The sequence below is a fragment of the Paenarthrobacter sp. PH39-S1 genome, from assembly GCF_030063245.1.
Lineage (GTDB): Bacteria > Actinomycetota > Actinomycetes > Actinomycetales > Micrococcaceae > Arthrobacter_M.
Genome location: NZ_JASISR010000028.1, coordinates 1 through 26,160 on the forward strand (window position 1 = coordinate 1; position 26,160 = coordinate 26,160).

A 26,160-nucleotide genomic window follows, 5' to 3' on the forward strand; every position below is an offset into this window, starting at 1 on the left:
TGAACAGGTGTCCTTCTCTGTCTGGAAAATTTTGGCTTCGCAACTACTATTTTCCCAGCTCAAGGGGCACTTGTTCGGTTTAACACACCCCTGTCAAAAAGTTCTTACTCGCGGATCCGGGTCAGAACGATGAAGTTCATGATGGTGGCTACGGCCGGAATACCCATCACATCCAGCACCGCCGCGTACGGGCTGACACCAACGCTCTTCGCGTCCCAGGTCTGGATGGTCACGACCACGAAGATTGACCCAACATAGAACGTCACGACGCGGACGACGATCGAGCGCATGGCCTTTTTGACAGCCAGTTGCGGATCTTCCGATTCCGCGGCGGCAATGGTGATGATTTCCGCACCGGTATAGAAAGCCACGCAGGGGACCACGGCGGCCAGGACCGCCCCCCAGCCCAGCGGAGTGAACCCGCCGTGGTCGATAAGGTTGGCTAGTCCCGGAGTGGAATGGGGCCACAGTCCGGTGATCCACAGCACGCCGAGAGCCAGGAACGCAATGATGGCGACGACCTTGATGCCGGAGAACCAGTACTCGAACTCCCCGAAAGAGCGGGCCGAAATCATGTTAGTTGCGCTCAGCAGCAGCATCAGGCCCAGGCTGAGTATCCACAGCGGGATCATCGGGAACCACAGCTGGATGATCCGCCCGCCCGCAATAGCCTCGACGGCCACTACGATGACGAAGAAATACCAGTACATCCAGCCGGTGGTAAAGCCGGCCCGCTGGCCCAGCGCCTGCCGCGCATAGACGTAGAAGGACCCAACGACGGGGCGGGCTACGGCCATTTCGGCGAGCATCCGCATCAGGAGCAGGGTGATGAGGCCAGCGATGGAGAAGGAGATGATTGCTGCCGGACCGGTGTTGCTGATCACGACGCCACTACCGACGAACAGGCCAGCGCCAATGACCCCCCCTATGGCGATCAGGTTCATGTGTCGGCTTTTAAGCCCCTTGCTAAGGCCGGCATTCTCGGCCTGCCCAGGATCGGCGTTGTCCACGTTTCCTCCAAATGCTCAGACGGAACCCGTTGAAGTGCACTTCTGTGCCTGCGTCACGAGGCGACAGGCTAGGGTCCACCGGGAGGCATCGGTCCGCACAGCCTAACTGTGGGTGATCCAGATCACCTCGCCTGGTGTAGCCTCAAATTTACGTATCGGGGCCTAAGGTGCACAGAACCAGATCACTCGGAAAACAGGGAGCCAGTGCCCCAAGTCGTCCATTTACACCAGCTGTGCTGGCCGCGGTGTATGCCCAAGCAAATTCTGACACCAACGTCATGATTGGCTTACCGGCCCGGAATGCGAAACTGTGATGTTCATGACACGCTTCCCGCAGTTTCCCCAAAGTTGGCTTGGGTCTGGTTGGATGTTAAGTGAGAGGGAAGCTGGGGGAACATCCTCCACCCGACCAACAAAGGTAGTGATGGAACTCATCCAGGCCGAGCATTCCAGGCCGAGTCATTTCATACTTCATCTGAGCGACACCCATCTGGTGGGTGGTCCGGGCCGGCTGTATGGGGCGGTGGACAGCGAGGCCCGGCTGCGTCAGGTCTTCGCGGAGGTTCGGGCCTCCGGTGTCCGGCCCGAGGCGGTGGTATTTACCGGAGATCTTGCGGACAAGGGCGAGCCCGAGGCTTACGTCAAGCTGCGTGCAATTGTGGAACCGGCGGCCGAGGCAATGGGCGCGCTGGTGATCTGGGCGATGGGCAATCACGACGACCGCGCCCAATTCCGTTCCTCCCTGCTCGATCAGAGCCCCAACTCGGCGCCGGTGGACCGCAGCTACGACATCAACGGGCTTCGCATCATCACTTTGGACTCGACGGTTCCGGGCTTCCATCACGGCGAGATCAGCACTGCACAGCTGGAATGGCTGGCTGCCGAACTGGCCGAGCCCGCCCCGGACGGAACCATTCTGGCGCTGCACCACCCTCCGGTCCCGTGCATTCAGGATCTGTCCGTGCTGGTGGAACTGCGCCGCCAGCCCGAGCTGGCCAGCGTGCTGTGGGGATCCGACGTCCGCACCATCCTGGCCGGGCATCTGCATTATTCCTCCATGGCGATGTTTGCCGGTATCCCGGTCTCAGTGGCATCGGCGACCTGTTACACACAGGACCTGGCGGTGACTTCCGGTAGCCACCGCGGTCGGGACGCGGCGCAGGCCTTCAACCTCGTCCATGTTTATGAGCACACGGTGGTCCACTCGGTAGTGCCGCTGGGCGGCGGGGAAACGGTGGGGGAGTATGTCAGCGCCGAGGAAACGCAGCGCCGCCTTGCCGCCGCCGGAATCCGCATCCCAGAGCACGAGCCATCCCCTGGCGCGGGGACAAGGGTTGAAGCGCGGCGCGCGGCGCTGGTCCGGAGCTGAGAGCGCCACGCATTCGATTGCGCCCGGCCGTCGACTGGCGATGCCTGCCCCTTCCGCGGATGGCCTTAGGGCGGAAATACCCACTCCGCGGTCCGAGGATGCTATTTTTCCCAGGGCGCCCGAAGGGGGTAGTACTTTTCCAGGAAGTCCGTGACCAGTTCGGCGCGTTCCTCGGCGGCGACCTCGGGGAAACTTCCGTCATTGAGACAGAAGAAGTCTGCGTTCCGTTTGGCCAGCAGCCGCGGCAGATATGTCAGGCCCGAACGCATGGTCGTGTCAATGTAACGCACTCTGGCGTCGCGCTGGGTGACGGCCTGACCGGTGAGCAGCGCGTAGTAGTGGTACAGCGAGTTGGTCACGGAGATGTTGTCCGCCGCCCGGAATGTGCTGGCCGCGGTCGCCGCAAATTCCGTCGGGAATTCGCGTTCCATTTCCGCCATGACGCTGCGGCGCAAGGGAGCCGCCGCGTGCTCCAGATGCCGGGTGGTGATCCGGCCGAAGCGGTTCCAAAGAAGTTTCCGGTTCACCCGGGCAGCGTTTTCAAAGCCGCTGCGCTCGGCCGCGTTCTCGCCCAGGCCGATCCGGGTGTCCGCTTGGATGAATCTGGTGATGCCTCCCGGCGTGAAAAACATATCGGGACTGACGGGGCGGCCGAAGAACATGTCGTCATTGGAATACAGGAAGTGCTCGGCGAGGCCGTCAATGTGGTGCAGTTGGCATTCCACCGCCTGCGAGTTGTGCGTGGGCAAGACGGAAGGATCCGCAAAAAATTCCTCGCTGCGCACGATCGTTACGGTCGGGTGGTCGGCCAGCCACGCGGGAGCCGGCGAATCCGTGGCGATAAAAATCCGCCGCACCCAAGGCGCATACATATAGATGGAACGCAGGGCGTATTTGAGCTCATCGATCTGCCGGAAGCGGGCTTCGTTGTCGTCGCCCTCACCGAGGACGACGCCGACCTCTCGGGCGCGGCGCGCCGCCTGGTACTCCGGCGAGCTGCCGTCCACCCAGGAAAAGACCATATCGATGTCGAAACGGATGTCGGTGGCATGATCGGCGAACATGTTCTCGATCGTCGGCCAGACGTGACCGTAGCGTTCCACCGTGCCGCGGACGGCTTCGGCATTCGGCAGGATCCGCCGGGTCAGGGAATTCTCCATCGGCAGCACCAGGGTTTCCCCCTCGAAGCTCCACAGCTCGATCTGCACACCCATCGACGGCCCGTACACCAGTCCCCCCTCGGGCTCAACGCGTGGACGGTACAGCCGCAGGATCCGGGCCTTGCGGTTGCGGGCCAGCTCGCCGTCCGCCACCAACAGCGACGATTTCTTCTTTGCATCGACCGTGATGGCGTAGAACGGCTCGTTCAAGCAGGCCTTGGCCAGGGCCTTCCGCAGCTTCTTGCGGCCCTTCCAGTCCACCGAGATGACCGGCCGCTCATTGTTGCCGCGCACCAACAGATACGTCAGCCCGGCGTCCTCCAGCGCGGCCCGGATGAACAACAGATCCTCGACCATCGCCTGATAGGGCGTGCGGTCCACGTTGAGCAGGGCGTAGCGGCCCTGGTACTGGATGACGTCCGGCCGGTTCGTCAGACGGACGACGGCGGCGGGCGAGGTTTCCTCGACCAGGTCGCGTTCGTCGTCGGGCGCGGGACTGCCGATGTAGACATCATGCTGTGCGGACACGTCTGTAATGGCTATTCTCCAAACTGCGGTTGTAGGGCTTCAAGCGCTACTGGGGTTAGCTGGTAGGGGGTTAAATTTCAGGGGTTAACTAGCATGATATCGCGTGCTGCCTCTGGTGGTCCGTGGCCCGCCATGGAACCATGGCTGATATGGAACCCACAGACCTCCTGGCGGATGCTTTCGGCCGGATCCCCGCCCTGGTGGAGGGCGTGCTGAAGGGGCTGGGGGCGGCGGAACTGAACCGGCGTCCCGGCGGCGAGGGTAACTCGGTTGCCTGGCTGGTCTGGCACCTAAGCCGGGTCCAGGACGATCACCTTTCGGACGTGGCCGGGACAGACCAGCAGTGGATATCCGCCGGGTTCAAGGACCGCTTTGGCTTTGGGCTGCAGCCCGAGGACACCGGGTACGGGCACAGCCACGACCAGGTGTCCGCGGTGCAGGTCGAGTCGGGTTCGCTGCTGCAGGAGTACTATCAGGCGGTGCAGGCGAAGACCCTGGAATTCCTTAATGGACTCGATAAGGCGGCGCTGGACCGCATCGTCGACGATTCCTGGGACCCGTCGGTCAGCCTGGGTGTGCGGCTGGTCAGTGTGCTCCAGGACTGCCTGATGCACGTCGGGCAGGCCGCCTACGTCCGAGGCCTGCCGCCCGGGCGGTAAGCCGTCTACCCAGCCGCGCGCCTGGCGACCTTGACGACTTTGTGCTTGCGGTCCAAAAGCAGCGCTGCAGCGATGCCGAGCATCCAGGTGTCTTTGGCAAGCGCCGTACCCGCCGGGGTGGGGCGGAAGCCGTCGGGCTCCGTCATTCCCGGTGTCCTGAGATACATGGTGACCAGCGAGCCCGAGAAAACACCGAGTGCAAGGCCGGCCAGCCGGCTGGGGACAAACGGCGCCAGCAGGAGTGAGCCGACGGTGATTTCGCCGAAACTGAGCATTTTGCCGAACCTTTCCGGCGGCAGCTTCGTCAGCGCAGGAATGGCTTTTCCGGCCATCGACTGCAGGCCGGCAGCGTGTTCGTCATCCAGTTTCAGCTTTCCCACACCGGAGTTGAGGATGAAGGCCCCGGTGACAAGTCGAAGGGCGGCATGGCTGAGATTAATTCCCATGGTTCTCTCCTTTTCGGGCGGCCGCATCTGCAACCCCTCCCACCCTATTGGACCCTGCTCCATCCTGACCAGAGCCGGACACCATCGAAACGCCGATGCCGGCGATGAGCACCTCGAGACCCAGCTCAAAGGCGCTGTCACTCGAACTGCCACCTGAATTGTCGCGTGACTTGCGTGACGGCGTGCGAACGCGGGATCTCACCGCAGCGGTAAAGAGTGGTGCATCGGCGGCCAGGTCCCCGGAGTCGAAAATATCGGCCGGAGCCGTCACGTCGAATGCGGATCCGAAGATGAAGGATTCCAACGCCACAATCGCGTCTATGATCCGCTCCTCGGGCCAGCCGGCCTGCAGGAAACCAGCGGTGACCGCCTCGTACATTTTTACTGTCTGCGGCGCATTGGTCACGGGCAAAACGGCGATCACCGGGATGAGCGGTGTGTGCCGCGCAAAGACGTCCCGATAGGACCAGGCCCAGCGGCGTACGGCCTCATGCCATGGTTCGGCGCCGAAGCCGGAAATGTCGACCCCACCCATGAGATGGTCTTCGATCAGGAGCAGTACGCCCCGTTTGGAGCTCACGTGGTTATACAGCGCGGAAGGCGCCACGTTCAGCAGGTGCGCCAGCGCGGACATGGTCAGGCCCTTGTAACCGACCTTTGCAATGAGCCGCAGTGCCCCCTGAGTGATCCGGTCCGGGCCGAGAACGGCCTGCGGCGGCCGGCCGGCACGCCGCTTTGCCCCAGCCGCCGGTGTTGCGCTCTCCAATGCTGCCCCCTCTATGCCCTCCCGACCCAACTAGGTAGCAGCACGTGCACCCATTTCGTGTTTTGAGTGCGTTACCTGCTACCTAGTTGGAACTGTCCAGTTGGAATTATTCCATTGCTGCTCTTCCTAAAATGACGAGCACCGGTTAGAGTCTAATAAAAATGAACAACATTCATATAGTGCGGCCGGTCACGGATCGGCCCGATGGAGGGGAAGCGATGCGGAATCTGGAACGCGACGTCGTAATTATTGGAGCCGGACCTTCGGGTATGACGGCAGCCTATGAGCTGAAGAAGGCCGGTCTTAGCGTGGCGGTCCTGGAGGCACGGGACCGGGTGGGCGGCCGTACCTGGACGAACGTGATCGACGGCGCAACGCTGGAAATCGGCGGGCAATGGGTCTCTCCTGACCAGACGGCGTTGATAGGGCTGTTGAAGGAACTGGGACTGGAGACGTTTGACCGCTACCGCGACGGCGAGTCCGTTTACATCTCCCCGGACGGCATCCGCTCGCGCTACACCGGTGAGATGTTCCCGGTCGGTGAGCACACGGCGGCGGAGATGGCCAGGCTGATCGACCTGCTGGATTCCCTCGCCGTTGCAATCGGTGCCCACGAGCCGTGGGCCCATGCGAGGTCCCGCGAGCTGGACATCATTTCCTTCCATCATTGGCTCCGGCAGCAGTCCACCGATGAGGAGGCCTGCAACAACATCGGTCTCTTTATTGCCGGCGGCATGCTGACCAAGCCGGCCCATTCCTTTTCGGCGCTGCAGGCTGTGCTGATGGCCGCCTCCGCTGGCTCGTTCAGTAACCTCGTCGATGAGGATTACATCCTGGACAAACGTGTGATCGGCGGCATGCAGCAGGTCTCGGAACGGATGGCCGCGGAACTTGGCGCCGACGTCGTCCTTAATTCCCCGGTCCGGACCCTGCGCTGGGCGGCGGACGACGGCGGTGCAGACTGTGCCCGCGGCACGGAGGATGCTGTCGGCACCGGAAGGTTTACGGTCACGGCCCTCTCGGATGCGGCCACGGTCACTGCCCGCTATGCCATCATGGCCGTCCCGCCGAACCTGTATTCGCGCGTCTCCTTCGAACCTCCCCTGCCGCGCCGGCAGCACCAGATGCACCAGCACCAATCCCTCGGGCTCGTCATTAAGGTGCACGCGGTGTACGAAACCCCGTTTTGGCGCGAAGACGGGCTCTCCGGCACCGGCTTCAGCGCCTCGTCGCTGGTCCAGGAGGTTTACGACAATACCAACCACGAGGATCCGCGTGGCACCCTGGTTGGCTTCATCTCGGACGAAAAGGCCGACTATGCCTTCACTCTCGGCGCCGAAGAGCGCAAGCGGAAGATCACCGAGTCCCTGGCCGGCTTCCTCGGGGATAAGGCGCTGGAACCGGTGGTGTACTACGAATCCGACTGGGGCTCGGAGGAATGGACCCGCGGCGCCTATGCCACCAGCTATGACCTCGGCGGCCTGCACCGCTACGGCGCGGATCAGCTCAAGCCCGTCGGTCCGATCTACTGGTCGTCCTCCGACCTGGCGGCGGAGGGCTACCAACATGTGGACGGAGCAGTGCGGATGGGCCAGCACACCGCCGCCCGGATCCTCGCCGCGGAGGCGCAGGCACAGGCGCAGGCACAGGCACAAAATACGCCCGGGCCAGCCGCCGCAGTGAAGGTCAGCTAATGCGCTACGTCGTCGGATATTCGGCGAACGCCAGAGGGCGCGACGCGGTTAACCTGGCCATCGCCCTGGCCAGGCGCCAGAATGCCTCTCTGGAACTGGTCTTGGTGGTGCCGGATGATTCGCCGTATAACGTGGTGCATCCCCCGGCCGCCGGGTACCAGAGCATCCTCACCGATCAGGCGAAGCTTTGGCTTGCCGAAGCGCTGACCCTGATCCCTGTGGACGTTCCAGCGCAGACGCACGTCCGCAAGGGCGAATCCGAGGCCTCGGTGCTGATCGCCGCGGCGGAGGAATTTGGCGCCGGTCTGCTGGTGATCGGGGCCGGCAGCCGCGGTTTGTTCAAACGGTTCACCATTGGTCCCGTTGCCAGTGCGCTGCTGCACGCGGCTACGGTACCCGTCGCGCTGGCGCCGCAGGGGTATGGCCGAACGGATCCGATCACGCGGTTAACCTGTGGAATTGGGTTGCGTGAGGGGGCCCAGGACGTTCTCGACGTTGCGGCGGCTGCCGCCGGCCGTCGGAAGTTGCCGTTGCGCCTAGTGTCTTTGGTGGCGCTCGACGGCGGCGGGGCACCAGAGGCGGCGAAGGCCCCCCGGGAGCACGCGGACGAGCGGCTTGCCGCAGCCGTCAAGGACCGGGTCTTCCACGGCGTGCCCGTAGAGCTGGCCGTGGCCCAGGGCCGGTCCATCGAAGATGCGGTGGACCATTTGGCATGGGAGGACTCAGAAGTGCTGCTGATCGGTTCCAGCCGGCTGGCCCGGGACAACTCGCTGTTCCTTGGTTCCACCGCCAACCGGATCCTGCGAAGTCTTCCGGTGCCCATGATCGTGGTCCCGCGCAGCTACAAATCGGTGGCGCAACGCCACGGATCAATTCAGTCAGAAGAGGTGAACCAATGAGCGCCGAAGCACTGCGAAGTAAATCCAGCGAAAAACGGCCCGGCGAAAAAGGGCCCAGCGAAAAACGGTCCGGCGGCAAGGGGCTGAGTGAAAAGGGATTGAAGGCCGGTTCCGTCGGGTTGATCGGCGCCGTCGTCATCGGTGTTTCCTGCATCGCGCCCGCCTATACACTCACCGCTGCGCTGGGACCCACCGTTGCGGAGGTCGGCGTGCATCTGCCTGCGATCTTCCTGGTCGGGTTCATCCCCATGCTCCTGGTGGCGCTGGGCTACCGCGAGCTCAACAACGCGATGCCGGATGCCGGCACGTCCTTCACCTGGGCCAGCCGGGCCTTCGGTCCCTGGATCGGCTGGATGGGCGGCTGGGGCCTGATCTCCGCCACCATCATTGTGCTCTCCAATCTTGCCGCCGTCGCCGTCGATTTTTTCTACCTGATGCTCGCCCAGCTCACCGCAAACCCCGGCCTCGCTGACCTCTCGGCCAACCTTCCGCTGAATATTGCCACCACCTTGGTGTTCATCGCGCTCGCGTGCTGGATTTCGTACCGCGGTATGGAGACCACTAAGACGTTCCAGTACGTCCTGGTCGCCTTCCAGCTGCTGGTGCTGGGCTGGTTCGCCGTCGCAGCGTTCAGCCATGTGGCCAACGGCACAGCCTTTGATGCCACGGCCATCACGCCCGACTGGTTCAATCCCTTCGCCGTCGGCTCATTTACTGCCTTCGCGGCCGGAGTTTCGCTGTCCATCTTCATCTACTGGGGCTGGGACGTCACCCTGACGATGAATGAAGAGACCAAAAACCCGGAAAAGACGCCCGGACGGGCCGCTACCGTGACGGTAGTGGTGATCGTGGTCATCTACATGATTGTCGCGCTTGCCACACTGGCCTTTGCGGGTGTGGGGGACACCGGCCTCGGTGCCGGAAACCCGGACAACCAGGCCAGCATCTTTGCTGTGCTGGCGGGACCGGTCATGGGTCCATTCGCCATCCTGATGTCGCTGGCCATCCTGAGCAGTTCCGCTGCGTCGCTGCAGTCCACCTTCGTCTCCCCGGCCCGAACGCTGCTGTCCATGGGGCACTACCGGGCGCTGCCGAAGAAGTTCGGCCGGATCAGCCCGGCGCACAAGTCACCGAGCTACGCCACCATTGCCTCCGCGGTGGCCGCAGCCGCGTTTTACATCATCACGCGCACCGTGTCGGAGAATGCGCTCTGGGACACGATCACGGCGCTGGGCATGATGATTTGCTTTTACTATGGGATCACCGCGCTCGCCTGCGTCTGGTACTTCCGCGCCGAGGCTTTCCGCGGCATCAGAGCGTTCCTGTTCAAGTTCCTGGCACCGCTGGCGGGCGGTGTGATCCTGCTGGTCATGTTCGTTAAGACGGCCTATGACTCGATGGATCCGGCCTATGGCTCGGGGTCCAACGTCGGCGGGTTGGGACTGGTCTTCATCCTCGGAATGGGCGTGTTGCTGCTGGGGGTGGTCCTGATGTTCATCATGTACAAGGTGCAGCCGGCGTTCTTCAAGGGACAGGTGCTGGAGAAGTCCAGCCAGGTGTTTGACCCGGACGTATAGTGGGGGGAAATCCGGTGGCGTGACGACTGGGATCCTCCAGCGGGAGTGGCTAAGACATGGGCGACGACTTTGTAGGCCGGGAGACGGAACTGGCTGCAATCTGGCGTGCGATGGCTCCCGGTGGGGCTCGATCGGTTACTCTCATCGGAGCGGCGGGCGTTGGTAAGACCAGGATTGCCCGGGCCGTCCTGGACCAGGCAGCCGGCCTCGGACGGGCGGCGTTTTGGGTCGCTGCGACTGCCTCGGCGTCCACCATACCTTTCGGTGCCGTCTGCCACCTGGTGCCGGATGTTGCTGGGTTGGACCGCTTCCAGTTGCTGCGGCGGACCGCGGCATGGATGGCCACCCGGCCCGGAACGGTGCCGCCCGTCGTCGTCGTTGATGACGCTCAGCGGCTCGATGATGCTTCCGCGGCCTTGATCCACCATCTGGCGGTGACAGGGACGGCTTTCATCGTCAGCACTGTGCGGGCAGGAGACAAAGCGCCGGACGCGATCACTGCGATCTGGAAGGACGGACTCGGCGACCGGATGACTATTGGTCCGTTCACCCGCCTCCGCGCCGAGGAATTCGTCGGCTGCCTTCTTGGCGGTCCGCTGGATCCCGTTTCAGCGGCGGGGCTCTGGCATCTGAGTGAGGGAAACGCCCTCTATCTGCGCGAGTTGGTGCGTGGCGGGATAGAGTCCGGGGAACTTCGGCGAAGCCGTGGCACGTGGCGCTGGTCGGGCCTCGTGTCCGCAGAGCCACGGTTGATCGAATTTGTCGCTCAGCGGCTTGCCGGAGCGAGTCGCGACGTTCGCCGTCTGGTGGATCTGGTTGCCTTCGGTGAGCCGCTTGGCGTGGAAACCATAGCGCGGGCGGGCATCCGCTCACCGACCATCGGCGCCGCCGAAACGTCCGGGCTGGTGCGCTCGGAAGCAACGCCCGAGGGGATCGTGATCCGGCTGGGACACCCGTTGTACGGCGAGGTGGCCCGTGGGCTGTCCTCTTCGCTCCAGCGGGCCGCAGTCGCGCAGACCCTGCTGCGCTCCGCGGAGCCGGCCGTTCGAGGGGAACAGATCCTGCGTCGTGCCGTCTGGCACCTGATGACCGGTGTCCCTTCCGAGCCACACGTATTGGTCCAGGGTGCCATTCGGGCCCTCGCCGCCCTCGACCTGGAGATGGCCAACCGGCTGGCCGCTGCTGCAGTGAAAGCCAATGGCGGGGTGGCCGCCGAAACCGTCCTGGCCCGGACGCTGGTGCTGCGCGGCAGCGCTGCGGCGGCCGAGGCATTACTGGCCGCGATGGAGCAGCGGGAGCTGCCTGATGGGGACCGGGCCGAGCTGGCGGCCTCGCGGGCCTGGAACCTAGTCTTCGGATTGAAGCGTCCCGCCGACGCGGAATCGGTATTGGACAGTGCCGAGCGCCGGATTGTTCAAGACCGTGATCTTCTTGCCGTGCAGCGCGGGAACATCCGGACCTACGCAGGTCTCCCCGAGGAGGCCTTGGCCGCAGCCGCAGAGGTGACCGAGGAAGGAGCCGGCTCTACGGCGGCCACCGTGGTGCGGAAGTGGGTGGTTTACGCAGAAGCCAAGTCCGTGCAAGGCCGCATCAATGACGCGCTGAAGTACGGTCGGCAGGCCGTCGCTCTCAACCGGAGAACATCCCACGGCGACTGGTCGATGTCCGAGGACGAGGCGGAGTCGGCCCTCGCTGGCGCGTTGATTATGTCCGGTGGCCTGACCGAGGCCGGGGAAATAATCGAGACGGCGTATGCCAGGGCCGTAGAAGCCGGCTGGCGGATCGGAGCGGGGATGTGGAGCGTCTGGCGAGGCGAACTAAGCTTTGCCCGAGGCCGGCCGGCGACCGCCGCCGGGCACTATCAAACAGCGCTGGCGGTGGCCGGCGAGGATTTCCATCCGTATCGGGAATGGACCATGAGGTTTGCCTGGGACCATCTCGCCCGCGCCGCAGCCCAGCTCAATGATTCGTCCCTCGCTGATGCAGCGTTCGCGTCCGCTAACGGTTATGCGTGGTCGGGGCTTGGGGCCCTGGATGTGTGGGGCGGGTCAACGGCCGGCTGGGTTGCTGTAGCCAGCGGCGAGGTTGAACACGGCATATCCCTGGCCCTAGTGGCCGCGGAACGGGCACGACGGGACCGGCAGTTCGGCTGGGAACTTCTGGCGCTGCATCAGGCCGTACGGTTCGGTGCCCCGAGGAAGGCTAATGGCAGGCTCGCCGAGCTTGCTGCCGAGGTGGACGGGCCGTTGACCGGTCTCTATGTTCGCCATGCTGCTGCGCTCGCTGCCGGCGACGGCGCGGCGCTTGGTGCAGTCGCGGATCAATTCAGCAGCTGCGGCTACATGCTTCTGGCGGCTGAGGCAGCAGCGCAGTCATCCCGGGCACACGCTCACGATGGGCGCGCCGGCGCCGGCGCCGAGGCCTCTCGCCGCGCCCTTGGCTGGGCCGCACTCTGTGAGGGGGCCCGGACCCCGGCACTTGACGTGTTGCACGAACCGCCCTTGCTCACCCGCAGGGAAACGGAAATTGCGCGGCTCGTGGGCGCGGGACTGACCAACCGGCAGATCGCGGGAAAACTGGTTATCTCGATCAGAACCGTCGACAACACCGTCGCGCACATCTACGACAAGCTGGCCGTTTCCCGCCGGCGGGAGTTAGCGGGAATATTCTGCAGTGAAAATGAGCAACGTCCTGCTCATGACGGCAGCCTCCTTCATCCCTACGGTGGGAGCACCCGGGCTAACTAGGCCAAACACCATAAGGACGATGAGATGCCGAAGAATTCAGTGCAGCAGGGGACGGAATCCGAATCCTCAAGGTCATATCTGCCCCTGGGGCTGGTCCAGGCGGGGGACGCAGGGCCGGATGTCCAACGGACCTATAACTATCTTGAAAAGTTTGGTTACCTGCCGAATGCACAACTGGCGCAACGATATCCATCGTGGCAGCCGGGCGTGGCTCAGGCGCCAACGGACCCTACCCGCTTCGATTCCCGTCTGGAGGAAGCCATTCGGTTGTTTCAGCGCACCTACGGTCTTGCCGAAACCGGACAGGTGGACCAGCCAACACGGGAGCTGATGAAGCAACCGCGGTGCGGCGTGCCGGACAACGTCAGTGTACTGGGCCAATTCGTGGTGGGCGGCACCAGATGGCCGGGACTGAACGTCACCTACTCGCACACGAATTTTTCCCCCGATCTGCCGGTCGCCGACGTACGTTCAACAATCCGCGGAGCCTTTGACCGCTGGTCAGCGGCCGCGCCGTTGCACATCACCGAAAAGGCCGGCGGAAGCGGCGACGGAGACATCCGGGTCGGCTTTTACGCCGGCGACCACGGTGACGGGTACCCCTTCGACGGCTCGGGAACCGCCGCCGGCAATATTTTGGCTCACTGCTTCTATCCTCCGGGCCCCGGAGACAACGGGATCGGCGGCGACTGCCACTTCGACGAAGCGGAGACCTGGAGCACTAACCTGCCACCGGCGGGAACGGACTTGCCGACCGTTGCTCTGCATGAGTTGGGCCACGGGCTGGGACTGAACCATTCGGAGGTCAAGGATTCCGTCATGTATGCCTACTACGGCGGCGCTCGGCGGGAACTGACGGCCGATGACATTGCCGGCATCCGATCGATTTACGGTGGGTATGACTGGTCCGGGATCAATGACAACTGGGCATCCCTTGGCGGATTCTTCCCCGTCGGTGCGCCGGTGAGCGCCGTGTCCCGGCTTCCCGGACAGCTGGACCTCTTCGTCGTGGGCAATGACGGCCGGGTTTACACCTCATGGTGGACCAGCGGGCAAAATTGGTCCGGTGTGCAGGACAACTGGCGGCCGATTGGCGGGTTCTTCCCTCCGGGGGCTCCGGTTGCCGCCGTTTCCCGGACGCCGAATAACCTGGATCTGTTTGTCTGCGGCAATGACGGCCGGGTGTACACCTCGTGGTGGTATGCGGGGGTGGATTGGTCCGGTGTGAACGATAATTGGCGTTCGATTGGCGGGTTCTTCCCGAACGGCGCTCACCTCTCGGCGGTGGCCAGGACCGGCAACAACCTGGATGTTTTTGTCTGCGGGAATGACGGCAGGGTGTACACCTCGTGGTGGTATGCGGGGGTGGATTGGTCCGGCGTGAACGATAATTGGCGTTCGATTGGCGGGTTCTTCCCCAATGGTGCGCCGGTTGCGGCAGTGGCCCGCACGGGCAATAATCTGGATCTGTTTGTCTGCGGGAATGACGGCAGGGTGTACACCTCGTGGTGGTACGCGGGTGCGGATTGGTCCGGTGTGAACGATAATTGGCGCTCGATTGGCGGGTTCTTCCCGAATGGGGCTCACCTGTCGGCGGTGGCCAGGACCGGGAATAACCTGGATGTTTTTGTCTGCGGGAATGACGGCAGGGTGTACACCTCGTGGTGGTATGCGGGGGTGGATTGGTCCGGCGTGAACGATAACTGGCGCTCTATTGGCGGGTTCTTCCCCAATGGTGCGCCGGTTGCAGCGGTTTCCCGGACGCCGAATAACCTGGATCTGTTTGTCTGCGGCAATGACGGCAGGGTGTACACCTCGTGGTGGTATGCGGGGGTGGATTGGTCCGGCGTGAACGACAATTGGCGCTCTATCGGCGGATTCTTCCCCAACGGCGCTCCGCTGTCGGCGGTGGCCAGGACCGGCAACAACCTGGATGTGTTTGTCTGCGGGAATGACGGACGTGTCTATACCTCGTGGTGGAGCGGGTAATCCGGCGCGGCAGCCGCTTTCTACCACCGGTGCCCGGACGGCTTACCTGAGGCGGTTGGCGCCGGATACCGTCAGCCCTGCCGGACCAGCTGGCACTGCTCGACCAGGCGGCCCATCCGCAGCAGCAGCTCCTCGCCGGCCATGATGCCCCGCGCATTGGTAACCGTGAGGTTGGCACTGCGGTAGCCGCCGTCGTCCAGCTCGCCGTGGGCTGGCCGGAAGGCGATGCTGGCCTCCGCCAGCATCTGCCGGTCCAGCAACGAGTCACCGGCGGCTATCACGGTGCCGGCGCCGGTGCGCCGCTGCACCTCCGCCACGGCGCTGCTCTTCGTCACCGGCTGTGGCACGCAGTAGAGCTTGCGGCCCTGCAGCGACACCGTCCAGCCCAACGCTAGGCACTGCTGCTCCAGCCCGGCGACGAAGTCCTCGGGCATGGCCTCGCGGTCAACAATTGCGTAGATGAAAAGGTCCTCGGCATGGCGGAGTTTGAGGATCCAAGGGGAAAACGCGGGATCGGCCAGCAGAGCCTGAACCGTCTGCAGCGGCGCGCAATGGGCTGCGGTGCGGCGGGCGATCGAGGCGTGCCAGTGCGTATCCGGTTCGCCGTGGTGAAGCAAAACGCCGCCGTTGGTGGTCACGGCATACTCCGGCTCCGGCCCAGGCAACCGGACACGCCGGTACTGGGCAACGGTCCGCGTGGTCACCGGCACCACTGTCGCCGCCGCTTTGAGCGCCAGCAGCAGCGTTTCGGCGGTGCGGGTCATGAAGGAGATCGGGATGCCCTGGTACAGCTCGACGACGACGATCGGCGGGGCCTGCTCGTCCGGCACGTCCAGCCAAAAGGCCTTGGGCGAGTAAATCAGCGTGCGGTCAAGGTCGCAGGCCAGGAGCAGTGGCACGGGGTGGCCGTCCGCGGGTCCGCCGGTCACAGCGCGGCCGCGACTGCGCGGCCGTCGGCACCGGTGGCGCCCTTGGTGAACAGCGGGTGGATCAGTCCCACGCAGCTGTAGGCAAGGTCCGGGACTTCCACCACCTGCACGCCGCGCTGTTCGGCCAGCAGCAGCACGTGGGCCACCTCGGCTCTGGCCTCGGGGCGGATCAGTATTTTCCACGGCACCCGGCGCAGCAGCACGCGCGTGGTCTCGCCGACACCCGGCTTCACCAGGTTGACGTTATGGATGCCGTAGTCCCGGCTGATGCTCTCGACGGCTTTCCACCCGGCCCAGCTGGGCGCCCGATCCCGCGATGGTTGGGCAGCGGCGAGCTTCCTACCACGGTCCACGGCGGCCAGGACGTCGCCGAAGTGGCCGCACACGGTGTCCAGGAATTGCCCGGAGACGTCGCTGCCGCGCAGGCCGGTGTAGAACTTTGCGCCATGGAAATCTCCCGGTCCGATCAGCTGGCGGTTGAACACCGTGCGGGAGACGAGGCCGGAGACGGTTGAATTCAGGCAGGCCGAGGGAATGAGGTAGTCCTCGCGCGTGCCGTACAGGCCGACGCAGTGGCCCGGGTCCGCCAGCACGGCAAGGTCGTCCTTGAAGGTGACCCCGTCCGTCTGCTCAAAGCGCTGGAGCGCAGCGGAGAGCTCGCGGGCAATCGCGCCCTTCCCGGTCCAGCCATCCACGAAAATAATCCGGACCGGGTCGTAGTGCGCGGCCAGATAGCGCAGGGCGTTTTCGTCCGCGCCCACGCCGCGCACGATGCTCATCGTGTAGTGCGGCACGTCGATGCCGCGGATTTCCCGGGCCCAGCGCCGCATCAGGATTCCCACCGGTGTACCGGCGCGGGCCAGCGACACCAGGACCGGCTGCTGTTCCCGGGCGGCCAGCAGCAGGTCCGTCACTGTGCCCACTGCCTCCGCGATCCGCCGGCCCGAGCGCTGCAGGGCGTCGCGGTAGAGCTGCTGATATTCGGCGCTCGGGGTGTATTCAACCGGCAGGGATTCGGCATAATTGGCTGCCCCGCTCTGGATGGCCTGCTCCCGTTCGCCGGTGGGCGCTTCCAGCCTGGCGTCCCCCAGGTCCGTCAGCAGCCAGCGGACGTCCTCGGCCGGGTAGGAGCCAAAGTCCGGTCCGGAAAGCGGGACGGGCAGTTCCTGCTGGCCGGTCGGATCAGTTGTGCGGGGCATGGGGTCCTTGTCTGAAATTGCTGGCCGCGGTGGCGGGGGATGCTGCAGGAAGGAGTACGACGACGACGTCACGGCAAAGAGCGCTCAGCGCCTCGGTGATGCTTCCGGTTCCGGAAAGCACAGCCGGATCGGTCCCGGGCTCGGGCATCAGGATGATGGTACCGAAGCGGAGTCCATCCCGGGACAGGTTGTAGGCAAAACGGGGGCCGGGGCCATCTTCGGTCTGGTCATGGCTGCCGAAGCCAATGGAGCTGGCGATGGCGTAGTCCGGCCGGTCCAGCGCCACGATCGGGGAGCGGGTGGTGGTGGAAAACTTCACCGGGAAGTGCTCGTCAAGCGCGTCGGCCACCGCGAGGGGCAGCGAAATGAACTCCTCGGTGCCCAAGACCAAAATCCCCTCCTGCAGCCACGTCTGAAGATCCCGCTGCGCTGTGGTTTCCATCTGGGCCATTTTCGCTACGCCGGTGCGCTGCGCGACGTCGGCACGGATATGCGCCGTAATCGCCGCCACGGCCGGCAGGGCAATGCTGGCCGTGGCGGGCGGCTCATTGCCGAACCTGTCGCTGCGGATGGGAGCGATTTCGGTCGTGCCGATGCTTAAGAACGAGATGGAGCCCTGGCGTTCGGCCACTTCCTTCCCGGTAGTCATGGCAGCCACCGGGGCCGGCAGGGCGGCGATGAATTCCCGGGAGCGGGCCAGAATGTCCGCACTCAGGCTGATCCGCCCGCTGCTCAATGCGGCCACCCGAATCGTCGCACCAAGCGCAGCGGACAGCTCGTCGAAGCGCTCGCGGTCCCCGTCTGTGCGCAGATCCACCAGCGCTGCAACAATATATTCCCTTTGTGGCATAAGCCCGTGCAGTTCGCGGATGGTGTTGATGATCGTCGAGCCAGTGCTGAGCTCGTCGTCGACCAGGACAACGATGCCGCCAGGGCGCAGCCACCGGTCATCGGTGGGCAGCAGCCGGTGCGAGGTCGCGTGCGAATGGCCTTCCTCGAAGGCTGCAACCGAGTGGGATCCGGCGGCCAAGTGACGGGTGGAGTGGATATAGTAGGAACCGATGCCCTCCGCGACCAGCCGGCCCAGGCCGGTCGCCGTCTCGGCGTAACCAATCGTGACCACGTCCGGATGGTTCGCCGCCAGCGCGGCGAGGGATTCCCGCAGTTGCCGCAGCGCTGGCTTTTCCCGCGGCGCTGACTTTTCCCGCCACGGTGGCTTTTCCCGCGACGGACCGGCTGCGCCGTCGTCGGTTCTCCTGCCGGTCAAGGTGTCGCCTGTGGCAGGTATTTCGCCGTCAGCGGACCGCAGTGAGGCCGCTAAAGCTTCCGCCGCGCTGCGTAGCGCCGGGCCGTGCTCCGCAAGGCCCGCGAGCCGCTCCGCCACCATCGCCCCGAGCAGCATGCCGGCCGCGATGGCCAGGGAAGGAACGGTGGGCACATGCTTGGCCAGGACCCGGGACACCAGCAGATGGGCACGCTTCGGATTCCGGCGCAGGGCAAGCCCCACCAGATCCTTCACTTCCATCAGGCTCCCCCCGGCGGACTCAATCCGGACGCCAAGCTCCTGCTGCACGCAATCGCCCGTCCAAACCGGCGTCAATTCATCCCCGCTTCCAGGAAGTCGACAAAGGTGACGTCCGGTGCGGCGACGCCGAAGGCCGCTGCGCGGAGCAGGGTCCGCTGGGCCCAGGCCTGATGTGGCTTCATCTCATTCATCTTGTTTCCGTAGGGCGAGGCTGCCGCGCCACCGCCGCTGTTGCCCACGATCTCGCCGGCATCGAGAAACTCCTCATGACTAATCACGGAGAGCGCGTGCACCAGCGGCACGTGGCTTGGATGGATGACCGTTTTCCCGAGCAGACCGTTGGCCTGATCCAAGGCGATCTCGCGCATCAGCCCGTCCAGGTTTGCCAGCAGAATGCGCTGCCGCAGCTCCACATCGTCGGACTCCGCGAACGGCGTGGCCCGCAGCAGTGGCCGGAGCAGCCTTTCGGTGTTGGCATAGTGTTCCCAAACAGGGCCGGAGATGACAAAACCGTCCTCCCGACGGCCCAGCACATTGACAATATCGGCGATCATCGAGGCCACGACCTTGACATCGTAAATGGTCAGGTCTCTCGATCTGCGCAGTCCGAATGCGCTGGACATGTCTGTCGCGCCAAGCCGGACCGCCAGGATATCCTCGCGGTGCGCCTGCAGGACGGAGTGGATGTTCGCCAGCGCCGCGGAGCGGGTCTCGCGGTGGATCATCACAGGAGATTCCAATATGGGCATGATCCGCAGCCGCCGCGCCGTCCCCGGTGCCCCCGTGTGTGTCGCCGGCAGTACTATTGCCTGCGCTTGGGCATGGACGGCGTGAACCCGGTGCAGCGCGTCCAGGAAATGCTGTGCCCGGCCCGTCTCGTTTTCAAATTTCGGGATGACGAAGCCAGCCAAAACGTCCAGGGACGGGCCGCAGCGCTGCGCCAGCCGCACCATCTGCTCCGGCGTGCGCACCCTAATGAAGAGCATCGGCCGCTCCGCCCCGGGGCCCGAATGCTCCGGCGCACCAGCAGTGGAGTCCTGACGGAGGAGCTCCAGGGTGCGGACCACGTTGTCTTCGGCCGCGTCCACCACATTGTCCGCGATGGAGTCTTCGAGGCAAAAAACCATGCTTAGGCAGCCTCGGGCTGCCTGCTTCGCAACATCCTCGGCTAACTGCGGCCGGTCCGCCGGCGCGTAAAGGGTGGCGCCCAGCGCGACGGCCAGAAGGTTCGGGTCGGAATCCAGCGTCAGCGTCTGCGGTCGGGTAAAAAAGAGACGCGAAGCCTGACGTTCGCTGAGGAAATTAAAATGGTGCATGAAGGGTTATCTGCCCCTGTTCCCTTGAAGGGTGACTCGGCGGGTCATGCTGAAGCCGAATTCCTGCCAGATGTCCTGGTCAGTTATTCCGGCTGGTACCGGTTCGGCTCGCATTTCGAGCAGGTTATCCACCCGAAGCAAGGAGAGGATGAACATCCGGTTACCGTCGCGCGGTGGCAAGGTGAAACTGGCGCCGTCGAAAATCTGCGCGCCCAGGGTCGCGGGTCCGCGGCCGATGAAGAGCGCGCGCCGCAGTTCCCGGACGTGCCGCAGGGTTACCACGGCGTCCCGGCCCGCATAGCCGACCAGCGACCGGTTGCCGGAGGTTTCAACGGGGGTGCCGGCGAAGTGGCCATCGGCCGTAAGGGCACCCGTAATATGCGTGGAGCTTTCCCATGTTACGGCCGACGCCCCAGTGACGATGAGTGTTCCGATGGCGGACTGCCGGCCGTTGAGCCGGAGCATGGGCACTTGGAGGTTCAGTTCCGTGACCTCTCCGATGCCAGGGGCGGGAAAGGGCTGGGTTTGAACGGAGGTAGGCCGGCCGCCGGCAGGACGCGCGGGTACCGCGCGGCTGAGACTGAGGCCAGCGCCGCCGGAGGCGGCTGCCGGCAGGCTCTGGCCGGCAGCCGCCGTGCTCTGGTCAGCCGCCGTCGTGCTCTGGTCAGCCGGACTAAGCTGCACCGCAGCGGGCACGGCTTTGATCCGGCGCCGCAGGTACCCGATGTCCGTGCGGACGGGTGAAGATTTCGCTGGCATCGGCTAGACGTCCACCCGGAAGTCTTTGGCCACGCCTGCCAGTCCGGTGGTGTAACCCTGGCCCAGCGCACGGAACTTCCAGTCTTCGCGGTGTCGGTAAAGTTCACCGAACATCATCGCGTTGATGTTGTCGTTGCTGCTGAGCGGGACCTCGAACCGGACCAGTTCGCGGTTCTCCACGGTGGCAACCCGGATATAGGCAGAGCGGACGGCGGAGAAGGTGCCGGGGCCCCGGACGTCGGGGTCCACATAAACGATGAAGGCGATCTTCGCGACCTCGGCCGGTACCAGGGCCAGATCGACGTCGATCTGTTCCTGATCGTCTTCGCCGGCGAAGCTGACCGATCCGTCCGCACTGACCAGTTGATTGAAAAACACGAGGTACTCCCCGGAAAGTGCACTGCCGGCATCATTGCACATGACCGCCATCGGTACGAGCTCCGCAACCGGCCCGCGGCTGGGGACGGTATCCCACCCGAGTCCGACCAGCACCTTGCTCAGCCCACGGTTTTCCGCTGTGAGGGCCGCGTTGGCCCCGGGAACCAGGTTTGCCACTATTGACCGTCCAACCGCAGGGACGGCTCGGCGAACTTGTCGGCGAGGAACCGGCCGTGCGTGGACAGCTCGGCGAAGGCACCGGTGCGGATCTGGTTGAGCAGGTCCTTTATCGTCGCCTCCAGCGTGGTCAGCTGCTCAACAAAGAGTCCGGTGGCCCGGGAATGCTCCGCCCGGTCCGTGTCCGTCATGGCCAGATAGGCCCGGAGCGGGGTGGGGATGTAGTCGGAGATCATGGCGTCCAGCAGAACCCGCTGCTCGGTGGACGCGTTCTGCGCGGCGACCACTTCTATCACGGTGCGAAGCAGATCATCAATCTGCCGCAGTTGGGAGGACAACAATGGCGGCAGGACGGCCCCGGCGCGGCGGATATCCGTGCGCAACTGATCCAGTGAACGCGCCGTGCGAGCGTCGTCGGCCTCCACCTCGCTCTGCCGGCTCTCCGGAACAACCCCCGCCGCCGCGGGAGGATTCTTGAAAAGAGAACCAACGAATTTCCCTATCACCGTTCCACCACCTGTTGTCATCCCCGCGGTTTAGCCCCTCTGGTTTTGCTGCGAACGTTCCAGATAGGGTTTGGCCTTCTCTAGCCCGGTCTCGAGAGCGGATACCGTGCCTTCCATGTTTTTGGCGGCTGTGGCCCGGAAGGTATCGATCGCGTCCATGGTGGCAAAGACGTTGTCGAATGCCTTTTGCAGTGTTTCCACGCTGACGCCGGAGCTGGAAGCCTGCTCATGGATCCGGACCGTCTGATCCTTGAGCATCTCGCTGGTCTTGAGGATCATGTTGTTGGTGGTGGTGTTGATCGCGTCGATCTGGTCCAGCACCATCTTCTGATTGGCCAAGGCCTGTGCGACGATGACGGCCGTGCGTAGCGCCGCAATGGTCGTGGTGCGGGCGCGGTCCACTCCCTTGATAAGTTCCAAGTTGTTCTTGCGGATCAGATCCATCGCCAGATAACCCTGTACGGACACAGCGAGCTGAGTCAGGATGTCCTGGTGGCGTTGCCGGATCGGGAACAGCACGTCCGCCTCGAGCTTCTGAGCCTCCTCGATCTGACCCTTTGCGCGGGTGGCATCGATCTTTTCCACGCAGGCAGCATCGAGGGCCTTGGCAAACACCGCGTACTCGCTCAGCGACTGCATGGTTTCCCAGAGCTGGATCTTCTCGCCGGCCAACGCCGCATTGTCCTTGAGCAGCTCATCCTGGCCGGACATCAGGGCCTTGATGATATGGTCCAGCTGTGTCTGGGCTGACTCGTACTTCTGGAAGTACTTGGCCATTTTGTTTCCACCGGGGATGAAGCCGAGAATCTTTCGCCCCACGCTCAGATCGGCCTGATTAGGGGTCAGGTCCTCCACCGTGGAGCGCAGCTCACCAAGGGTGCCGGCGACTGCCACCTGCGCGTTGTTGCCGCTGCGCTTTGCCCCGGCGACTGAGGTGGAGGAGCGTTCCAGCATGCGGGTGGAGTACCCGCTGGACTGCGTCATCTCCGAACCGGCGAGCTTGGAGATGCCCTCCACTTTCGTGGTGAACTCGGGGCTGCGCGGGTCAAGTTCGGCAAGCTCGGAGACAAACTCCTTGGCCTGCCGATGGATTTCAACCTGGCGTTCCTGCGGCACTGGAACCATGCCCGGAGCGTCGTCGGGCTCAACAATGGCCGGCGCGTCCGGGGCGCGCAACACCAGTGCCGTGTCCATAGTGTCGGGGGGAGTCAACGGAGAAGTCATATGTCTGGCCAGCCTGTTCTTCTGGTAGCTGCGGGGCCGTGCTCTGCCTTACCGGCAGCGGACAGCCCCGCGTGATTACAGCATGGGGTTAGGGCAAAATCTAGCCCAGAACCACGCCAAAGTCATTGGCAATCCCGGCAAGGCCTGTGGCGTAGCCCTGCCCGACTGCCTTGAACTTCCAGTCCGATCCGTTGCGGTAAATCTCGGCAAAGACCATGGAGGTCTCCGGAGCGGCGTCCTCGCTCAGATCGAAGCGGACGATTTCCTGATCGTTGCTCTGGTTCACAACGCGGCAGTAAGCACTTCGGACCTGGCCGAAGTTCTGCCGACGTTCCTCGGCCTTGTCGATCGAGACCACGATAACCACGCGCTCGACGTCGGCAGCCACCAGCGTCAGATCAATGGCTATCTGTTCGTCGTCGCCCGCTCCCTCGCCGGACCGGTTGTCTCCCTTGTGGATGACCGACCCGTCTTTGGCCTGCGGCTGATTGTAGAAGACGAAGTCATCGGAGGACCTGACCTTCCCGTCCGCACCTACCAGCAACGCTGAGGCGTCCAGGTCAAAGGCCTCACCGCTGGTGGTGCGCGGGTCCCAGCCGAGCCCGACCACTGCCTGCGCTAGTCCGGGATCGGCTTTGGTCAGGGAAAGGTTGTTTCCTTTTTCAAGCGTCAGTCCTGCCATGAGAACACTCCTATGGATAGATATTGCAGATTGCGGGGACTACAAGGTGCATGAATTATCGGTGGATGGGGGAGACCAGCGGATTGCCGGTCTCCCTAGTCCAGTGAAATCCCAAAATCGGTGGCTATGCCGCGAAGGCCGGTGGCATAGCCCTGGCCCACGGCCCGGAACTTCCACTCCGCGCCATTGCGATAGATCTCCGCAAAGATCATGGAGGTTTCGGCAGCAGCATCTTCACTGAGGTCGTAGCGGACGACCTCCTGATCCGAATCCTGGTTTACCACGCGGCAGAATGCGTCGCGCACCTGGCCGAAATTCTGCCGGCGCGCTTCGGCCTCGTCGATGGAGACGACAATGACAACCCGCTCCACATCCGCGGCGAGGATGCTCAGATCGATCAGGATCTGCTCGTCATCGCCTTCTCCCGCACCGGTGCGGTTGTCGCCCTGATGCACCACCGAGCCGTCCTTGGCCTGCAGCTGGTTGTAAAAGATGAAATCATCCTGCGAGCGGACCTTGCCGTTGGAACCGATCAGCAGCGCGGAGGCGTCCAGATCGAAGGCCTCACCGGCCGTGGTGCGGGGATCCCAACCCAGACCGACCATTGCCCGTTTCAGCCCGGGATCGGTCTTCGTCAGCGAGAGGTTACTGCCCTTGGAAAGAGTCAGGCCTGCCATGATGAAAATTCCTTCCTGTTCAGACGTTTAGAGATAACGCGCCGCGGGGGCGACGAGGTCCTGGACCGTGCGGCCCTGGGCGCGCTCGCCGACCGCCTTGAACTGCCAGCCCGTGCCCTCCCGGGAAACCTTGGACATGATCATGGCGGTATGGGTGCCGGAATCGGTCAACTGGTACCGGGCTACCTCCGGAGAGCCGGCGGTGGAATCATCAACGAGACGACAGAACGCATTTTCCACCAGGTCGAAGGTCTGCTGGCTATAGCTGCTGATGACAAAGACGATTTGACTCACCGATGGTGAGACTTTAGACAGGTCCACCAGGATCGTCTCATCGTCCCCTTCGCCGGCGCCGGTGAGATTATCACCGGTGTGCTGGGTGGAACCGTCCTTGCTGGCCAGCTGGTTGAACCAGACCACGTCAATGGCCTTGCCGGAGGCGTCAAAGAAGATGGCGGAGGCATCCAGATCGATTTCGGTTGCCTTAGCACGTCCAAAAATGCCGCGTTTAACCGGGGCCGCGGAGTCCCAGCCCAGTCCCATGCGGACCCTTGTCAGCGCGCCGCCGTCTTTTTTGGTCAGTGATAGCGACTGACCCTTCTGCAGGCTCAAACCCATGATTTAGTCTCCTCATTAATTGCTTACGTGGACTTCTTTCAAGTTTTCCCGACCGGTCAGCCGCTTGTTCCGCCGGATGGAAGAAAGGAATGCGGCGAGGATGAAGACGACGCCGATCAACCCGGTGACGACTTCATTGATCTCCGTGCCGATCGTGATCAGTAAAATCACGGAGAGGGCGCCGATGGCCCAATGCGCTCCGTGGTCAAGGTAGACAAATTCATCCAGCGTGCCCTGCCGGACCAAATATACGGTCAAGGAGCGCACGAAGATCGCGCCGATCAGGCCAAGGCCCAGTGCGATGATAATCGGGTCTGAGGTGATCGCGAACGCACCGATGACGCCGTCGAAGGAAAACGAAGCGTCGATCACTTCGAGGTATAGGAAGAGCAGGAACGCAGCCCGGCCTATGGCCTTGCCGGCGCCGCCCTTGGGATGCGCGATCTTCTCCGCTTTCGTGGCCACCTCTTCGGGATCGATCTCGCCGTCGTCGTCCTCGTCGTCGACCTCAAAAAGGGCGCCGAGCCCGGTGACCAGGAAGTACGTGACCATGCCGAGGATGCCCGAGATCAGTACCTGACCCTGTTTGTCGCCGGCGAACTGGGCAGCGATGACCAGGCCAACGAGACCGACGACGAGGGAGGCTCCGTTGAGCTTGCCGATCAAGGCCAGCGGCTTCTCCAGGAACGTCAGCCAGCGGATGTCACGATCCTCGAACATGAAATCAAGGAAGAGCATGAGCAGGAAGATCCCACCGAAGGCGGCGATCTGCGGGTGCGCGTCATGCAGCAGGTAGGCGTAGTTGCCGGGAGTACGGATGTCGCCCTTCTGCAGCGCCAGATCGATCGCTTCGATTGGGTTCAGCTTGGCCGTGACGCCGACGATCAGCAGTGGGAAGAGGATGCGCATACCGAGGACGGCGATCAGGATGCCGACGGTGAGGAAGATTTTCTGCCAGAAGTCGCTCATTTTCTCGAGGATGCGGGCATTGACCACCGCATTGTCGAAGCTGAGACTAATTTCCAGCACGCCGAGGATCGCGCACAAAACGACGGCGCTGGGGCCGCCGTATATGAAGGCGAGGATCAGTGCGGCGACCGTGATCACCATCGACCAGCCGAATGTCTTGACGAACACGCTTTGTCGGGGCTCCTTAGAGTGCTGAGTCTGTACCAGCGTGCCAGGCAGCTGGGATGCTACTGTCCTAGGGCTAAACTCCCCCGGAATCCACCTACAACAGTAGCAATGCCGGAGCTTACAAGTACTGTTCGGGAGCCAGTTATTCCGCGGGCGGAATTCGTCTGGTCAGCCCTTCGGTGGCGGAAT

At 63.7% G+C, this 26,160-nt stretch carries 23 protein-coding genes; 7 read left to right on the forward strand and 16 right to left on the reverse strand.

Annotated features, from left to right (window positions below):
* Positions 1–104: 104 nt before the first annotated feature.
* Complete coding sequence (locus QMG52_RS16280; RefSeq protein WP_283561467.1) at positions 105–944, reverse strand: amino acid permease; 840 nt, start codon at positions 942–944, stop codon at positions 105–107.
* A 490-nt stretch (positions 945–1,434) separates the two neighbouring features.
* Here QMG52_RS16280 and QMG52_RS16285 point away from each other — a divergent pair, with 490 nt between their 5' ends.
* Positions 1,435–2,379, forward strand: a complete 945-nt coding sequence (locus QMG52_RS16285) for a phosphodiesterase (RefSeq protein WP_283561468.1) — start codon at positions 1,435–1,437, stop codon at positions 2,377–2,379.
* Between the two features lie 101 nt (positions 2,380–2,480).
* Here QMG52_RS16285 and QMG52_RS16290 read toward each other — a convergent pair whose 3' ends face one another.
* Entirely contained in the window at positions 2,481–3,896 is a 1,416-nt protein-coding gene (locus QMG52_RS16290; RefSeq protein ID WP_434621032.1) for a stealth family protein, read from the reverse strand.
* 311 nt (positions 3,897–4,207) lie between these two features.
* Here QMG52_RS16290 and QMG52_RS16295 point away from each other — a divergent pair, with 311 nt between their 5' ends.
* Positions 4,208–4,726, forward strand: coding sequence for a mycothiol transferase (locus QMG52_RS16295; protein ID WP_349361745.1), 519 nt, complete (start codon positions 4,208–4,210; stop codon positions 4,724–4,726).
* Positions 4,727–4,731: 5 nt separating this feature from the next.
* On the opposite strand, the gene QMG52_RS16300 is transcribed toward QMG52_RS16295, so the two are convergent.
* Together QMG52_RS16300 and QMG52_RS16305 are read right to left on the reverse strand one after the other, a co-directional pair.
* Positions 4,732–5,172 (reverse strand): hypothetical protein, encoded by a 441-nt coding sequence (locus QMG52_RS16300; protein ID WP_283561470.1) that lies wholly within the window; start codon positions 5,170–5,172, stop codon positions 4,732–4,734.
* Positions 5,162–5,938 (reverse strand): TetR/AcrR family transcriptional regulator, encoded by a 777-nt coding sequence (locus QMG52_RS16305; RefSeq protein ID WP_283561473.1) that lies wholly within the window; start codon positions 5,936–5,938, stop codon positions 5,162–5,164. Before QMG52_RS16305 ends, QMG52_RS16300 begins: the two co-directional genes overlap by 11 nt.
* 218 nt (positions 5,939–6,156) lie before the next feature.
* Here QMG52_RS16305 and QMG52_RS16310 point away from each other — a divergent pair, with 218 nt between their 5' ends.
* Genes QMG52_RS16310 through QMG52_RS16330 form a run of 5 tightly spaced genes read left to right on the forward strand, consistent with a single transcriptional unit; the run spans position 6,157 to position 14,844 of the window.
* Positions 6,157–7,632 carry a flavin monoamine oxidase family protein gene (locus QMG52_RS16310; RefSeq protein ID WP_283561527.1) on the forward strand — a complete coding sequence of 492 codons (1,476 nt, stop codon included), beginning with the start codon at positions 6,157–6,159 and terminating at the stop codon, positions 7,630–7,632.
* Entirely contained in the window at positions 7,632–8,531 is a 900-nt protein-coding gene (locus tag QMG52_RS16315; RefSeq protein ID WP_283561475.1) for a universal stress protein, read from the forward strand. Before QMG52_RS16310 ends, QMG52_RS16315 begins: the two co-directional genes overlap by 1 nt.
* Positions 8,528–10,108, forward strand: coding sequence for an APC family permease (locus QMG52_RS16320; RefSeq protein WP_283561476.1), 1,581 nt, complete (start codon positions 8,528–8,530; stop codon positions 10,106–10,108). Before QMG52_RS16315 ends, QMG52_RS16320 begins: the two co-directional genes overlap by 4 nt.
* Before the next feature lie 56 nt (positions 10,109–10,164).
* Positions 10,165–12,855, forward strand: a complete 2,691-nt coding sequence (locus QMG52_RS16325; protein ID WP_283561477.1) for a helix-turn-helix transcriptional regulator — start codon at positions 10,165–10,167, stop codon at positions 12,853–12,855.
* A 24-nt stretch (positions 12,856–12,879) separates the two neighbouring features.
* The gene (locus QMG52_RS16330) at positions 12,880–14,844 is read left to right on the forward strand and encodes a matrixin family metalloprotease (RefSeq protein WP_283561478.1); all 1,965 of its coding nucleotides are present in this window, start codon (positions 12,880–12,882) and stop codon (positions 14,842–14,844) included.
* 71 nt (positions 14,845–14,915) lie between these two features.
* Here QMG52_RS16330 and QMG52_RS16335 read toward each other — a convergent pair whose 3' ends face one another.
* From QMG52_RS16335 to QMG52_RS16390, 12 genes are all read right to left on the reverse strand, one after another.
* Complete coding sequence (locus QMG52_RS16335; RefSeq protein WP_283561479.1) at positions 14,916–15,743, reverse strand: HAD family hydrolase; 828 nt, start codon at positions 15,741–15,743, stop codon at positions 14,916–14,918.
* A 26-nt stretch (positions 15,744–15,769) separates the two neighbouring features.
* The gene (locus QMG52_RS16340; RefSeq protein ID WP_283561480.1) at positions 15,770–16,972 is read right to left on the reverse strand and encodes a cysteine protease StiP family protein; all 1,203 of its coding nucleotides are present in this window, start codon (positions 16,970–16,972) and stop codon (positions 15,770–15,772) included.
* Positions 16,956–18,545, reverse strand: a complete 1,590-nt coding sequence (locus tag QMG52_RS16345) for a phosphoribosyltransferase domain-containing protein (protein WP_283561481.1) — start codon at positions 18,543–18,545, stop codon at positions 16,956–16,958. The genes QMG52_RS16340 and QMG52_RS16345 overlap by 17 nt, the downstream gene beginning before the upstream one ends.
* 23 nt (positions 18,546–18,568) lie before the next feature.
* Entirely contained in the window at positions 18,569–19,813 is a 1,245-nt protein-coding gene (locus QMG52_RS16350) for an HpcH/HpaI aldolase/citrate lyase family protein (protein WP_283561482.1), read from the reverse strand.
* A gap of 6 nt (positions 19,814–19,819) precedes the next feature.
* On the reverse strand, positions 19,820–20,572 hold the full coding sequence (locus QMG52_RS16355) for a hypothetical protein (RefSeq protein WP_283561483.1): 753 nt from the start codon (positions 20,570–20,572) through the stop codon (positions 19,820–19,822).
* Between the two features lie 3 nt (positions 20,573–20,575).
* A complete protein-coding gene (locus tag QMG52_RS16360; protein WP_283561484.1) occupies positions 20,576–21,127 on the reverse strand; it encodes a TerD family protein in 552 nt (183 codons plus the stop codon).
* A complete protein-coding gene (locus QMG52_RS16365; RefSeq protein WP_283561486.1) occupies positions 21,127–21,654 on the reverse strand; it encodes a hypothetical protein in 528 nt (175 codons plus the stop codon). The genes QMG52_RS16360 and QMG52_RS16365 overlap by 1 nt, the downstream gene beginning before the upstream one ends.
* A gap of 9 nt (positions 21,655–21,663) precedes the next feature.
* A complete protein-coding gene (locus QMG52_RS16370; protein WP_283561487.1) occupies positions 21,664–22,857 on the reverse strand; it encodes a toxic anion resistance protein in 1,194 nt (397 codons plus the stop codon).
* A 100-nt stretch (positions 22,858–22,957) separates the two neighbouring features.
* On the reverse strand, positions 22,958–23,539 hold the full coding sequence (locus tag QMG52_RS16375; protein WP_283561488.1) for a TerD family protein: 582 nt from the start codon (positions 23,537–23,539) through the stop codon (positions 22,958–22,960).
* A gap of 95 nt (positions 23,540–23,634) precedes the next feature.
* Positions 23,635–24,216, reverse strand: coding sequence for a TerD family protein (locus QMG52_RS16380; RefSeq protein WP_283561489.1), 582 nt, complete (start codon positions 24,214–24,216; stop codon positions 23,635–23,637).
* Between the two features lie 27 nt (positions 24,217–24,243).
* Positions 24,244–24,834: a TerD family protein gene (locus tag QMG52_RS16385; protein WP_283561490.1), complete on the reverse strand. Its 591-nt coding sequence runs from the start codon at positions 24,832–24,834 to the stop codon at positions 24,244–24,246.
* Positions 24,835–24,849: 15 nt separating this feature from the next.
* Positions 24,850–25,971 (reverse strand): DUF475 domain-containing protein, encoded by a 1,122-nt coding sequence (locus QMG52_RS16390; RefSeq protein ID WP_283561491.1) that lies wholly within the window; start codon positions 25,969–25,971, stop codon positions 24,850–24,852.
* Positions 25,972–26,160: the final 189 nt, after the last annotated feature.